The organism is Micromonospora sp. NPDC049274, from assembly GCF_040678875.1.
Classification (GTDB): Bacteria; Actinomycetota; Actinomycetes; order Mycobacteriales; family Micromonosporaceae; genus Micromonospora.
In genome coordinates, this window is the sequence record NZ_JBFAQS010000001.1 from 732230 (window position 1) to 745721 (window position 13492).

General features: G+C 72.0%; 11 protein-coding genes. 7 read left to right on the top strand and 4 right to left on the bottom strand.

All coding sequences use genetic code 11. The annotated features are described in order from the left end of the window. Positions 1-348: 348 nt before the first annotated feature. The 3 genes from AB0K10_RS03365 to AB0K10_RS03375 all read left to right on the top strand — a co-directional run bounded on the left by AB0K10_RS03365 (position 349) and on the right by AB0K10_RS03375 (position 4344). Positions 349-1809 (top strand): phosphatidate cytidylyltransferase, encoded by a 1461-nt coding sequence (locus tag AB0K10_RS03365; RefSeq protein WP_363679480.1) that lies wholly within the window; start codon positions 349-351, stop codon positions 1807-1809. A gap of 104 nt (positions 1810-1913) precedes the next feature. Next, the gene (gene rlmN, locus AB0K10_RS03370) at positions 1914-3071 is read left to right on the top strand and encodes a 23S rRNA (adenine(2503)-C(2))-methyltransferase RlmN (RefSeq protein ID WP_363679482.1); all 1158 of its coding nucleotides are present in this window, start codon (positions 1914-1916) and stop codon (positions 3069-3071) included. A 31-nt stretch (positions 3072-3102) separates the two neighbouring features. Next, complete coding sequence (locus AB0K10_RS03375) at positions 3103-4344, top strand: DivIVA domain-containing protein (RefSeq protein WP_363679484.1); 1242 nt, start codon at positions 3103-3105, stop codon at positions 4342-4344. An 87-nt stretch (positions 4345-4431) separates the two neighbouring features. On the opposite strand, the gene AB0K10_RS03380 is transcribed toward AB0K10_RS03375, so the two are convergent. Beyond that, complete coding sequence (locus AB0K10_RS03380) at positions 4432-4656, bottom strand: DUF2631 domain-containing protein (RefSeq protein ID WP_363679486.1); 225 nt, start codon at positions 4654-4656, stop codon at positions 4432-4434. A 90-nt stretch (positions 4657-4746) separates the two neighbouring features. On the opposite strand from AB0K10_RS03380, the gene AB0K10_RS03385 reads away from it, so the two are divergent. Beyond that, the gene (locus tag AB0K10_RS03385) at positions 4747-5613 is read left to right on the top strand and encodes a tetratricopeptide repeat protein (protein WP_363679488.1); all 867 of its coding nucleotides are present in this window, start codon (positions 4747-4749) and stop codon (positions 5611-5613) included. A 130-nt stretch (positions 5614-5743) separates the two neighbouring features. Continuing rightward, positions 5744-7324, top strand: coding sequence for a Rieske 2Fe-2S domain-containing protein (locus AB0K10_RS03390; protein ID WP_363679490.1), 1581 nt, complete (start codon positions 5744-5746; stop codon positions 7322-7324). Positions 7325-7420: 96 nt separating this feature from the next. Here AB0K10_RS03390 and AB0K10_RS03395 read toward each other — a convergent pair whose 3' ends face one another. From AB0K10_RS03395 to AB0K10_RS03405, 3 genes are all read right to left on the bottom strand, one after another. Continuing rightward, the gene (locus AB0K10_RS03395) at positions 7421-9016 is read right to left on the bottom strand and encodes an NAD(P)/FAD-dependent oxidoreductase (protein ID WP_363679492.1); all 1596 of its coding nucleotides are present in this window, start codon (positions 9014-9016) and stop codon (positions 7421-7423) included. 90 nt (positions 9017-9106) lie between these two features. Further along, entirely contained in the window at positions 9107-10948 is a 1842-nt protein-coding gene (locus AB0K10_RS03400) for a HAMP domain-containing sensor histidine kinase (RefSeq protein WP_363679494.1), read from the bottom strand. Next, positions 10938-11639 (bottom strand): response regulator transcription factor, encoded by a 702-nt coding sequence (locus AB0K10_RS03405; protein WP_363679496.1) that lies wholly within the window; start codon positions 11637-11639, stop codon positions 10938-10940. The genes AB0K10_RS03400 and AB0K10_RS03405 overlap by 11 nt, the downstream gene beginning before the upstream one ends. A gap of 111 nt (positions 11640-11750) precedes the next feature. Between AB0K10_RS03405 and AB0K10_RS03410 the strand changes: the two genes are divergently transcribed. Both AB0K10_RS03410 and AB0K10_RS03415 read left to right on the top strand, forming a co-directional pair. Beyond that, positions 11751-12350: a hypothetical protein gene (locus tag AB0K10_RS03410; protein ID WP_363679498.1), complete on the top strand. Its 600-nt coding sequence runs from the start codon at positions 11751-11753 to the stop codon at positions 12348-12350. After that, entirely contained in the window at positions 12337-13446 is a 1110-nt protein-coding gene (locus AB0K10_RS03415) for an efflux RND transporter periplasmic adaptor subunit (protein WP_363679500.1), read from the top strand. The genes AB0K10_RS03410 and AB0K10_RS03415 overlap by 14 nt, the downstream gene beginning before the upstream one ends. The last annotated feature ends 46 nt before the right edge of the window (positions 13447-13492 follow it).

Genomic DNA, 13492 nt, shown 5'->3' on the forward strand with positions numbered 1-13492 from the left:
GCCCGGATGCGCGGTCGGATAGGCGTCGGTGCGCCGCCGGCGCTCGTGCGGGCGGCGGCCGAGATCCTCGTGCCCGGCGGCCCGCCACCGCCGTCACGGCAGCGCGGCAACTCGCCGGATCTCGTCCACAGCGACCCCGGAGGAGCCCTGACGGTCAGGGGCGCCAGCGTCCGCCTCGCCCCGGCGGCGGGTGCAGTAGGCTCGGCAGGATTCCCGGCCACCGGGCGGTGCACACCGGGAATCGACCGGCCGTCGGGCCGGTCGAGCCGGAGGAACACAGTCGCGCTTGTAGGGGATGCTTGTGGTCTTGCGTCATGTGGTGGTACTCGTGCCGCGTCGCGGTGCGTGATGTCCCACCCCGACCCCTACACCGACGAGCCGCGCGGCTGGGACCGGCCCGAGCGTCCGGTCGCCCTGCCCTGGCCCGAGCAGGAGCTTGAGGCGGGCCAGTGGAGCCGCCGTCCGGCCGCCGGGCCGGAGTTGTACGCCGAGCCACGCACCCGCCCGTACGCCGAGCCGTACCCGGCAGACCCGTACGACGAGCGGGGCCGGGCGGTCCGCCCGGACGACCGGGACCGCTTCGAGGACCGGGAGCGGCGCGACCGATTCGACGACCGGGACCGCTACGACGACGATCGGAACCAACCCGACCGGTACGACGATCGGGGTCGCCCCGGCCGCTACGGCGACGGCCCGGCGGCGGGTGACGCCCCGCCCCGTTACGCCGACCCCGGTATAGGCCAGCGTTACGACGACCGGGACGCGCCGTCGCGCTTCGACAACGGTGACGCGCCGTCCCGCTTCGACGACCGTGACGCCCCGCCGCGCTTCGACGACGACGCCGGTTACCCGACCGCGCAGCTCGCGCCGATCGGCGCCGAGATTCTGCCGGACGATGACCCGGTGGTCGAGCCGGAGCCGCCGGCCGGCCGGCGGCCGAAGGGCCGGCGACGGGCCAGCCTCGACCGGCCGGCGACCCAGCAGGTGGGCACCGGGCGGGCCGGCCGGAACCTGCCGGCGGCGATCGGGGTCGGGCTCGGCCTCGGCGTCCTGATCGTGGTTCCGCTGGTCTTCTACCCGCTGGCGTTCCTGCCGGTGATCGCCGCGGCCATCGCGGTCGGCATCTGGGAGATGGCCCGGGCGGTCCGCCGTAGCGGCGCCCACCCGCCGCTGCTGCCACTGCTCGCCGGTGGCGTGCTGACGATCGGGCTGGCGTGGTTCGCCGGCCCGGACGCGCTGAGCCTGGGCCTGCTGGTCACCGTGCTGGGCACGATGATCTGGCGGTTGGGCGACGGCCCGGCCGGCTTCCAGCGGGATCTCACCGCGGCCACCCTGATCGCGGTCTACGTGCCGTTCCTCGGCGGTTTCGCGGCGTTGCTGGCGGCGGCCCCTGACGACGGCCGGCTGCGCATCCTGGCCACGCTGATCGCGGTGGTCCTCTCCGACACCGGCGGGTACGCGGCCGGAGTCTCCTTCGGCCGCCATCCGATGGCCCCGTCGATCAGCCCGAAGAAGTCCTGGGAGGGTTTCGCCGGCTCGGTCACCGCGGCGGCGTTGGGCAGTGCCCTGCTGCTGTGGCTGATGTTCGAGGTGGCCCCCTGGTGGGGTGCCGTGTTCGGGGTGGCCGTCTCCTGCGCGGCGGTCCTCGGCGACCTCGCCGAATCGATGATCAAGCGGGACCTCGGAATCAAGGACATGAGTAACCTGCTGCCCGGGCATGGTGGCCTGATGGACCGTCTGGACTCGATCCTGTTCGCGGTGCCGACCGCGTACCTGCTGTTGGCGATCTTCGTGCCGGTGGTGGGGTGAGGCATGGATCACCGTGGCCGGAGCGTTCCCGACCGACGGCCGGGGCCGGTTCCACACCTCCGGACGGGTGTCCGACGCCGGAGGCGTGACACACTGGACCAGCCATGACGAGCCTGCCGTTGATCCCCGCCCTCTCGGACGCCCCCGCCGCACGCCGGGCCTCCATGCCGCCGCAGCACCTCGCCGACCTGGATCTGGCCGGCCGCCAGGCGCTGGTCGCCGGGTTGGGTGAGCCCGCATTCCGTGCCAAGCAGATCTCCAACCACTACTTCGGGCGGCTGGTTCGCGACCCGCAGGCGATGACCGACCTCCCCGCGGCGACACGTGAGCGGCTGGCCGACCAGCTGCTGCCCAAGCTGCTCAACCCGGTGCGCGAGCTGGCCTGTGACGACGGCGCGACCCGCAAGGCGCTCTGGAAGCTGCACGACGGCGCGCTCGTGGAGAGCGTGCTGATGGGCTACCCGGACCGGGTCACGGTCTGCATCTCCAGCCAGGCGGGTTGCGGCATGGCCTGCCCGTTCTGCGCCACCGGCCAGGCGGGGCTGACCCGCAACCTGTCCACGGCCGAGATCGTCGACCAGGCGGTCTACCTGGCGGGGGTGGCGGCCTCCGGCGCTGTCGCCGGCTCGCCGCCGCGGCTGTCGCACGTCGTGTTCATGGGCATGGGTGAGCCGCTGGCCAACTACAACCGGGTCATCGCGGCGATCCGTCGGCTGGTCAGCCCCGCTCCGGAGGGCCTGGGTCTGTCCCAGCGGCACATCACCGTTTCCACGGTCGGCCTGGTTCCGGCCATCCGCCGACTGGCCAGCGAAGACCTCTCTGTGACCCTTGCGTTGTCGTTGCACGCGCCCGATGATGATCTGCGCGACGAACTCGTGCCGGTAAACCAGCGCTGGAAGGTAGCCGAGGTGCTGGACGCAGCGTGGGACTATGCCGCCCGGACGGGCCGTCGCGTGTCCATCGAGTACGCAATGATCAGGGACGTGAACGACCAGCCGTGGCGAGCTGACCTGCTCGGGCGGCTGTTGGCCGGCAAGTTGGCGCACGTGAACCTCATCCCGCTCAATCCGACGCCGGGCAGCCGCTGGGATGCGAGCCCGAAGCCGGTCGAGCGGGAGTTCGTCCGGCGCTTGCGTGACGCGGGAGTGTCCACCACCGTACGGGACACCCGGGGTCGCGAGATCGACGGCGCGTGTGGCCAGCTCGCCGCCGCCGAGGACACCGACACCTTCACCGACCGCGCCGGAGAGGCACCGGCGTGACCGGGCGTGGCGAACGAGACCAGGAGACATAGTGGCGAGTCAGGGTCAGCGTTTCCGGCGCAAGGCGCTCCGCCGGGGATACAAGGTCGACGAGGTGGATGCCTTCCTCGACCGTGTCGAGGCGACGCTCGACGGCCGGCAGGTGGGTGCGCCGGTGGCCTCCCAGGAGGTCCACGACGTCGTCTTCCGGGTCCGGTTCAATGGCTACGACGAGTGGCAGGTCGACCTGCACCTGGACCGGGTCGAGCGACAGCTGGCCGAGCTGGAGGAGCGTACGAGCGCCGGGCGCGGCGGCGACCCTCGGATGGGTGACCGGCTGGGTCCGCCGGACCGGCTGGGCCCGCCGCTGCGCGACGACCGTGGGGGCATGGTTCCGCAGCCGATGCCACCCCGGCCGATGCCGGCGCAGGCCGGTCCGCCCGCCGACCGGTACGGCCGGTACGACGAGCCCACCGGCGCCTTCGCCGGCGGGTATGACGCTCCCCGCGGCGGCTATGACGCGCAGCGCGGCCCCGGCGGCCCTCCTCCGATGGGGCCCGGCGGTCCGATGGGTGGCCACGGCGTCCCGCCGCGTGGCCTGCCCGCCGGTCCGGGGGGTTACGGTCCACCTGACGACCAGCGTGGGCCTGGCGGTTACGGTCCGCCCGACGATCAGCGTGGGCCTGGCGGTTACGGTCCGCCCGACGATCAGCGTGGGCCTGGCGGTTACGGTCCGCCCGACGACCAGCGCATGCCCGGCGGTTACGGCCCGCCCGACGACCAGCGTGGGCCCGGCGGCGGCTACCCGCCGGAGGAGCCCCGCTTCGACGGCTTCGAGGCCGGTCGGCACGGCCGCGCGGACATGACCGCCGAGATCCGGATGCCCGAGCGGGACCTGCGCGACCTGCGCCGTGGCCCGGCCGGCCCGCCCCCGATGCCGCAGCAGGGCATGGGTGGCCCGCCGATGGCTGGCCCGCCCGCCGTGGCTGGCCCGCCGATGGGCGGTCCTCCGATGGTCGGCCCGCCGATGGCCGGCCCGCCCGGCAGCGACCTGTACCGGGTCGACCAGATCCGCCGTAGCTTCCAGGTACGCCGGTTCGGCAGCGGGTACGACCCGGATCAGGTGGACCGGTTCTTCGACACCCTGCTCGGCGGTATGCAGCGCCGCAACCCGATGCCTGTCGACCCGAAGGATCTGGACACGCTTCGGTTCGGCCTGGTGCCCGGCGGCTACTTCGAGGCCGAGGTCGACGCCGCGCTCAAGGACGTGCAGGACATTCTCTTCGGGCGCTGACCCCGCCACGGACGCGAACGAGGGCCCGTCCCCGGGTGGGGGCGGGCCCTCGGCGTACGTCGGCCGGTCGTTCGGCGGCCGGTCGGGTCAGGAGCGCAGGCCGTTGCGCCGCAGCACGGTGTCGCCGATCACGATGACCAGCAGCAGCGCGGCCAGGCCGACCAGCCAGATGTCCTCGACCCTGCCCTCGTGGTTGCCGCAGAACGCCATGACGACCAGCGCCAGCGCGGACAGCACGGCGCCGATGCGCCCCGACTTGCGGTGCCCGGGCTTGTGCTGGTCCGGCGACGTTACCGGCTCGCTTCCTGCCACTGTCGGTCCTTCCCTCGCGATCGGATCTTTGGTTAGTCTGGCACGCCTCGTGCCGAGCCCGGCGCAGGGTCCGACCAGATGGGGGACGGCATGACCCGCGAGGACGACCGGGAACTGCTGAAGGCGGCGTACGAGGCGTGGGAGTCGGAGAAGTGGCCGCTGGCGGGCGAGCTGCTGGAACGACTGGCGCGGCGGCACCCCGACCACCCCAGGGCCGGTGTCTGGTGGTACGACGCGGCGCTGGCGTACAAGTTCCTGCGTAACTGGGCCAAGGCGTACGAGTTGGGCCGCGAGGCTGCCGCCCGTGCCGACCCGAACGCGCAGGACCCGGCGTTCTGGAACCTGGGCATCGCGGCGACGATCATGGAGGACTGGGAGACCGCCCGGGCCGCGTGGCGCGGCTTCGGACTGACCGTGCCGGACGGCGACGGCGAGATCGTCGCCGACTTCGGCGTCACGCCGATCCGGCTCGATCCGGCCGGTACCGGTGAGGTGGTCTGGGCGCAGCGGCTGTGTCCGGCCCGAGCGCGGGTGCTGAACGTGCCGACCCCCGAGTCGGGCCGCCGCTTCGGCGAGGTCGTGGTGCACGACGGAGCGCCCAACGGGGAGCGGGAGGTGAACGGGCAGGCGTACTCGGTCTTCGACGAGCTGCTGCTGTTCCGCGCCTCGACGCTGCCGACCACGACGGTCGAGGTCACGGCCGCGACCCCGGAGGACGTCCGGGCGCTGGCCGAGCTGTTCGACGAGCACGGGTACGCGGCCGAGCCGGCCAGCGGTGTGCGGATCATCTGCTCCTGCTGTAGTGAGGGCAGCGTGCGGCAGGATCGCGACCACCAGGTCGGTGGCGGGCAGCAGGTCAACGTGGCGGCCCCGGTCGACGAGGTTCCCCGGCTCCTGGATGGTTGGTGTGCGGCCGCCCCGACAGTGCGAAGCTGGGCGTTCCCGGCCACTACCTGACCTGGCCGGGTCCAAGGGTTCGTCCCGCCGGGCCGGGCGGAACGCACTACGGGCGTCGCGGGGTGGCGGTCAGACTGCCTCCGGTAGCGTTTGGCGTACACCTGATTGTCTGTTTGAGGGGGACTGTGCGGTGCGAGTGACCGGAACCGGGCACGCCAGCATGCGGATCGACACGGCCGCGGGCAGCATCCTGTGCGACCCGTGGGTCAACCCGGCCTACTTCGCCTCCTGGTTCCCTTTCCCGGACAATTCCCTGCTCGACTGGGAGACCCTGGGCCAGGTCGACTACCTGTACGTCTCGCACCTGCACCGGGACCACTTCGACGCGAAGCACCTGCGGGACTTCGTCTCGAAGGACGCCACAGTCCTGCTCCCCGAGTTCCCGACCTCGGAGATGGAGGACGAGTTCCGGGCGCTGGGCTTCACGAAGTTCCTGAAGGCGCCGAACGAGCAGGTCGTGGAGCTCGACGGCGGCCTGAAGATCATGATCCAGGCGCTGACCAGCCCCACCGACGGCCCGATCGGCGACTCCTCGCTCTGGGTCGAGTACGACGGGGTGCGGCTGCTCAACCAGAACGACGCCCGCCCCACCGACCTGAGCGTCTTCGCCGAGTTGGGGCACGTGCACGCGCACCTGCTCCAGTTCTCCGGCGCCATCTGGTACCCGATGGTCTACGAGCTTCCGCAGGCGGCGAAGACCGCGTTCGGCAAGCAGAAGCGCGACCGGCAGTTCGACCGGACGTGGCGCTACATCGACGACCTGAAGGCCGACCACGTCTTCCCGATCGCCGGCCCGCCGTGTTTCCTCGATGACGCGCTGTGGCAGTTCAACGACATCCACGGCGATGAGGGCAACATCTTCCCGGACCAGTCGGTCTTCCTGAGCGAGTACGCGAAGGTCGGCGGCACCAACGGCATCGTGCTGCTGCCGGGCAGCGTCGCCGAGGTCACCACCGAGGGCGCGAGCACGACCCACCCGGTGCCGGTGGAGGAGTTCTTCGCCAACAAGGTCGCCCACCTGGAGGAGATGCGGGAGCGCAAGCGCCCGATCATCGAGGCGGAGAAGGCGTCCTGGCGGCACCCCGAGGTGGACGTCCTGGGCGAGATGAAGCGCCGGATCGAGCCGCTGCTCGACGAGTCGATCTACCTGGCCAAGGGCGTGGGCGGCCCGGTCCGTTTCGACCTGGTGGGGTACGACGGTGAAAGCGTCGAGTCCATCGTGGTGGACTTCCCGGGCAAGGAGGTCCGGCCGTACGCGGACGAGAAGGTCCGCTACCGCTTCCGGACCGAGCGGTCGCTTATCGAGCACCTGCTCTTCATCGACGAGGTGGACTGGGTCAACTCGCTCTTCCTGTCCTGCCGGTTCTCGGCGGCCCGGATCGGCCAGTACAACGAGTTCGTCTACGCGTTCTTCAAGTGCCTCTCGGAGGAGCGCCTCCAGTACGCCGAGGGCTGGTACGACGAGCACGAGCGCAGCACCGACGCCGAGGACATCACGCTGGGCGACTGGGTGGTGCAGCGGCGCTGCCCGCACCTGAAGGCGGACCTGACCCGGTTCGGCATCGTCGAGGGTGACCAGCTCACCTGCCAACTGCACGGCTGGCGCTTCGACCTGCCCTCTGGCCGCTGCCTGACAAGCGTGGGCCACAAGGTGCGAGCCCACCGCGTAGACGCGGAGTCTCCGGCCCCGGCAGGCGAGGCCGTGATCTAACCCCCACCCACCCCGTTGATCATGAAGTTATTGCCGCGACACGCCGCTGCGGCAGGCAATAACTTCATTATCAACGGGGTCTGGGGTGGGTGGGGGTCAGGTCGACAGGTCCGCCAGGATTCGGCGGGCGGCGTTGTGGCCGGCGGCGCCGATCACGCTGCCGGCCGGGTGGCAGCCGGCGCTGCCCGCGTACACGCCGTCGATGCCTGTGGCGTACGGCATGCGGTCGGTGAACGAGACGGTGTTGTCGACGTGGTGGATGTGCCCGCCGGTGATGCCGAAGTGCGCCTCGATGCCCGGCGGGGGCAGCGGCACCGCGTCGGCGATCAGGTCTGCGGTGCCGGGGGCGTACCGCTCGACGATCTCGACGAGCCGGTCGACGTAGCCGGGCAGTTCCGCGTCCCAGGTGGTGCCGTCCAGCTCGTACGGGACCGACTGGACGAACAGCGCCGACGAGTGGTGCCCGGCGGCGTCGGAGAGCGACGGGTCGACTGTGGTGTGCAGGTACCACTCGATGGTGGGCTCGGCCGGCAGTCGCCCGGCCCGCACGTCGGCCCACATGTCGCGCAGGGCGGTCATCGGCGAGGTGGTGTCCCCACCGACAAGCGACGCGGACCCGGGCAGCAGGTGGATGGTGGAGCCGAACGGGCTCGGCGTGCCGGGCGGCAGGCAGGAGAACGTCGGCAGCCCGGTGAGCGCCAGGTTGAGCTTGAGGGTGGTGCCGGGCCGGCGGACCGCCGCCATCCGCTCGCCGAGTCGTGCCGGGAGCGCGCCGTCGGGCACCAGGTCCATCAGCCGGTACGGGTCACACGCGCCGAGCACCACACGCGCGGCGACCTCTCGGCCGTCGGCCAGCACGACTCCGCTGGCCGCGCCGCCGTCGAGTGTCACCGCGCTCACCGGCGTACCGGTCAGGATGGTGGCCCCGGCGGCGCGCGCGGCGTCCGCGAACGTGCGGGAGACGGTGCCCATCCCGCCCTCGGCGATCATCCAGGTGCCGCCGGAGCCGGGCAGCCGGCACATGTTGTGCACGAGGAAGTTGTGGCCGGTGCCGGGGTCGTCCGGGCCCGCGTTCAGGCCGGACAGCCCGTCGGTGACCGCGTACATGCTGACCAGCAGCTCGGAGCGGAATTCGAACCGGGCCAGGTAGTCCGCGACCGAGCCGCGGACGAGGTCGACGAAGACCTGCCGCAGCGCCGGGCGGACGTGCCGCTCGGCGGTCTCCTCGGCGGTCAGCGGCTCGGCCAGCCAGGCGGGGGCGAGGTCCTCGCGCAGCGCGGCCAGCTCGGCCTGCATGGCGTCGTCGGCGGCCACGTCGGCGGGGGAGAAGAACTCGGCGAGCTGCGCCCGGGTGGCGGCGGTGTCGCGGCCGAAGAGCAGGTACGGCGAGCCGAGGCCGCCGGGCGTGGGCAGGAAGTAGTGCGGGTCGCGGCGCAGCACCGGGATCCGCACGTCGAGCGTGGCGAGCAGCTCCGGGGGCATGAGCCCGAGCAGGTACGACCCGGTGGAGTGGCGCAGCCCCGGCACCTTCGGGAACGGGTTCTCGGTGCGGGTCGCGCCGCCTATGACGTCGGCCGCCTCCAGCACGAGCACGTCGAGGCCGGCGCGGGCCAGCAGAATCGCGGAGACCAGACCGTTGTGCCCGGCGCCGACGACGACGACATCGACCCGGCCAGGAAGTTCGCTGCTCATGCCGCCGCAGCCTAGTCCGTGCCGCCCTTGCCCGCGGTGATCAAGAGGCTTGCGTCAGCAGACGCCGTCGGGACGACGCAAACCTCTTGATCACCAAGGGTCGGCGGGGAGGTGGAGCGTGAATGTGGTGCCTTGGGTGGGGGTGCTGGCGGCGTTCACCGTGCCGTTGTGGGCCTCGGCCAGTTTGCGGACGATGGCCAGGCCCAAGCCGCTGCCTCCGGTCTGGCGACTACGCGACCTCTCTGCCCGCCAGAAGCGGTCGAACACCCGGGGCAGGTCCTCGGCGCTGATGCCGCTGCCGGTGTCGGCGACCGCGATGGTCACCTCGCCGTTCGCCGTCCGGGCGCTGATCGTCACGCTGCCACCCGCAGGCGTGTGGCGTACGGCGTTGGCGACGAGGTTGCCGACGGCCTGCCGCAGTCGTACCGGGTCGGCGTACACCCGCGGGTCGGCGTCGATCCGCACCGAGAGGTCGACGGCGGCACGGTCGGCCTGGACGCGGTGGGCCTCCGCCACCTGCGGCAGCAGGTCGGCGAGGTAGACCTGTTCCGGGTGCAGACGCAGGGCGCCGGCGTCGGCCTGTGCGAGGTCCTGCAGATCGGCGATGACGTGTTGGAGCAGCGTGGCCTCCTCCAGCAGCGACGACACCAACCGCTGGTCCAGGGCGGCGACGCCGTCCTCGGCGGCCTCCAACCAGCCCCGGATGTTGGTGACCGGGGTCCGCATCTCGTGGGCGATGTCGCTGACCATCGCCCGGCGCAGCTGTTCCAGGCGTTCGCGCCGCTCGGACATGTCGTTGAACGCCTCGGCCAGCCGGGCGATCTCGTCCCGGCCGGTGACCCGGACGCGGGCGGATCCGTCGCCGTCGCGCATCCGTTGCGCGGCCCCGGTCAGCGCGTGCAGCGGCCGGGTCAGTCGGATGCCGGCGAGCACTGTGACGCCGACCGTCACCAGCAGGACGAGACCGGCGACCGCCGCGATGCGGGCCTGGTTGGTCCGGGACAGGTCGAAGGTGCTCGTGGGGCGACCACCGGGATCGGCGACGAACAGGGTCGCCGCCGGGGCGACGTACGGAAGGAGTTGTTCGCGCCGGCTGGTGCCGACACAGGCGCTGGCCGCGCGATTGTGGTCCTGGTCGACCTCGGCGGCGTCCCGGGAGTCGTCGCGTCCGGCGGTCGGTTGCCGTGCCCAGGTCCAGTCTCCCGCGACCCGCACGGCGGGCAGTTGGCGGCGAGCCAGACAGGTGTTCACCAGTGCGTTGAGCTGCGCCAGCGCCTTGCGTTCGGTTGCCGTGGGGACCGCCAGGTCGGATCGGTACTGGAGACAGGCGATGGTGTCGGTCAGGTCGGTGCCGGGGGTGTCGATGCGTGGACGGCCGGTGGGGCCGTCCGCGACGGCTGCCTCGACCTTCGCCCGCGCCGTCAGGCAGTTGACGGCCTTGATCGCCCTGTCGTGCAGCGTCCGGCGCTCGTCGGGTGGGAGCAGGTACGGGCCTGCGGCGCGGGGATCGATGCGGGCGTTTCCAGCGCCGCCGCCGACAGTGGCGAATCCCGGGGTCAGGGCGGTGTCCACGGAGAGGGCGTCGACGGTGGCGGACGGCTTCGAGGGCAGCGGACCGGCCTGCGGGGCGGAGTCGGCGACCGGTGTGGCGGTTCCGGTGATCAGGGCGATGCGCCGGCCGACCTGCGCGGCGAGCGGTTGGATTGTCGCGTCGACGCCGTCCCAGCTCGGGTGGGTCGCCGCGTAGCCGATCAGCGTGTCGTAGATGCGCGCGTCGTCGGCGAGCGCCTGCCCCTGTTCCTGTCGGATCGCCCCGGTCGTGGTGCGGACGGCCAGCCAGGCGGTGGACGCGATCGAGCCGACGGCGATGAGGACGGCCAGCGTCAGCAGCCGGAGCAGCAGGCTGCGGCGCAGCGGCACCTCACGCCGCATGGTGACCCTGCTCGGCCAGCTTGTATCCGACGCCGTAGACGGTCACCAGGCGGGTCGGCTTGCGGGGGCTGGGCTCGATCTTCCGGCGCAGGTTCATGACGTGGACGTCGACGGTCCGGCCGGTGATGTACCTGTCGAAACCGTGCAGGCAGCCGAGGAGCTGGTCGCGGGTGAAGACCCGTCCGGGCTGGGCGGCCATCGCCTGGAGCAGCTGGAACTCGCCGGGCGTGCAGTCGACGCGTCGTCCGTCGACGCGTACCTCGTGGCGGATCGGGTCGACGTGCAGGGCGCCGACGCGAAGCACCGGGTCGGCCACGTGCGCCGACCGCTGGCCCCGTCGCAGCAGCGTCCGCACGCGGGCCACCAGCTCGCGCGGGCTGTACGGCTTCGTCATGTAGTCGTCGGCGCCGAGATCGAGGCCGAGCAGCAGGTCGTCCTCGGTCGACCGGGCGGTCAGCATGAGCACCGGCAGGTCGGAGTCGCGGCGCAGAATGCGGCAGACGTCCAGGCCGTCGACCTTCGGCATCATCACATCGAGGATCAGCAGCGCCGGTGGGCGTTGACGGATCTGCTCCAGGGCGGCCCGCCCGTCGCCGACGACGACGACCGCGTGGCCCTCCCGTTCGAGGTAGCGGCGTGCCAACTCGGCCTGCTTCTCGTCGTCCTCGGCTATCAGCACCAGCGCACCCACGGCAGCGACTGTACGTCGACGGGTCGCCGCCGACGGTGCCGCTGAGCTGGGACTACCGGATGAGCATCGGTTCCTGACAGGTCTCTGACAACTGGCCGTGACGCTTCCGGCATGACGAACGCACGACGAGTCGGACTGGCCGCGCTCACTCTGATCACCACCGCACTGGGCGGTTGCGGCGGCGCTGAGTCCGACGACGCCGCACGCACGGCCGATGTCGCGTCCCTGGCCACGGGTTCCGCCGCGCCCACCGCGTCCGCCTCCGGCGGGACCGCGACCGGTCGTCCGCAGCTGCGCCTGGACATGACCGAGGAGGAGGAGGAGCGGTTCTGGTACACGTACCAAGTCTGTCTTCGGGACAACGGCGTGAAGGAGTTCAAGGAGCGCTCGGCCGGGGCCGCCGCCGAGGGCAAGCGCATCATCTCCCTCGACCAGAGTGGCGAACCGAAGGCGGCGTACGTGGCGTGCGCCGACAAGCTGCCACTCCAGCCGCCCGAGCTGGACGAGGAGAAGAACCCGAACTACGCGGCCCAGTGGAACGACTACGTGCAGTGCCTGCGCGGACGTGGGATGAAGATCCACTCGCTGCCGGACGGCTCCGGCTGGACGTACGACGACGGCGTCGCGGACCCGTCGGGCGGTCTCCAGGGTGCGGCGTACGACAAGGCCGAGAAGGAATGCACGATGGAGGCGTTCCGTGGCAAGAAGTAAGCCGACCCCGCGGACCGCGATCCTGGTGGCGCTGGTGACTGTGGTGGTCGCCGTCGGTGCCGGGGTCGCGGTGCTGACGCTGCGTCGCGACGGCGCGGACGACGCGGCGAGCGCCCCGCCGCCGGTGACCACGACGACTGTGACCCGTACCGACCTGTCGGACAGCCGGTCGCTGGGCGGGACGCTCGGCTTCGGTCCGGAGCGGGTGGTCAAGGGGGCGGGTGAGGGCGTCGTCACCCGACTGCCCAAGGTCGGCGACACGGTGGCCCGGGGCAAGCCGCTCTACCGGGTCGACGACCGTCCGGTACCTGTGCTGTTCGGCGACACCCCGCTCTTCCGTACGCTCGACAAGCCCGGCCTGGTCGGCAGCGACGTGCGGATCGTGTGGGACAACCTGACGGCGCTCGGCTACCACACCGGGTCGCAGCCGACCCGGGCCAAGGACGGCACCAAGATCGGCGCGGGCCGTGCCCTGCTCACCGACACCCTCATGGCCGCGATCAAGAAGTGGCAGCAGGCGCTCGGCCTGGAAGCCTCCGGCCGCATCGAGGTCGGGCAGGCCGTGGTGCTGACCGGGCCGGTCCGGGTCAGCGCGGTGAAGGCGGTGCCCGGTGACCCGGTCGCCGGCGAGCTGCTGGCCGTCACCGAGAAGGTCAAGCTGGTGACCGTCGCGGTGGAGGCGACCGAGGTCGGCACCGTCCGGGTGGGCGCACCCGTGACGGTCACCCTTCCGGACAGCTCGGAGATTCCCGGCCGGATTGCGTCGATCTCCCACACCGTGCAGGGTGGCGGCCCGGACGCGGGGGCCGGTCAGAGCGGCCCGCCCACGGTGGACGTCCTCGTCACACCGGCCAGGGCGGTGGACGTGGCGAAACTGGACGCGGCGTCGGTCCAGGTCACGTTCACCACGAGCACCCGGAAGAACGTGCTCACGGTGCCGGTCGGCGCGCTGGTGGCGCTCCGCGAGGGCGGCCACGCCCTCCAACTGCCCGACGGCGGGCTGCTGGCCGTGGAGACCGGGATGTTCTCCCGAGGGCTCGTCGAGGTCAGCGGTACCGGCGTCACCGAGGGCCTCACGGTGGTGACCGCGGCGTGAGCACCGTCATCCCCTTCCGGGCCCGGAACGCGCCGACCGAGGTGAT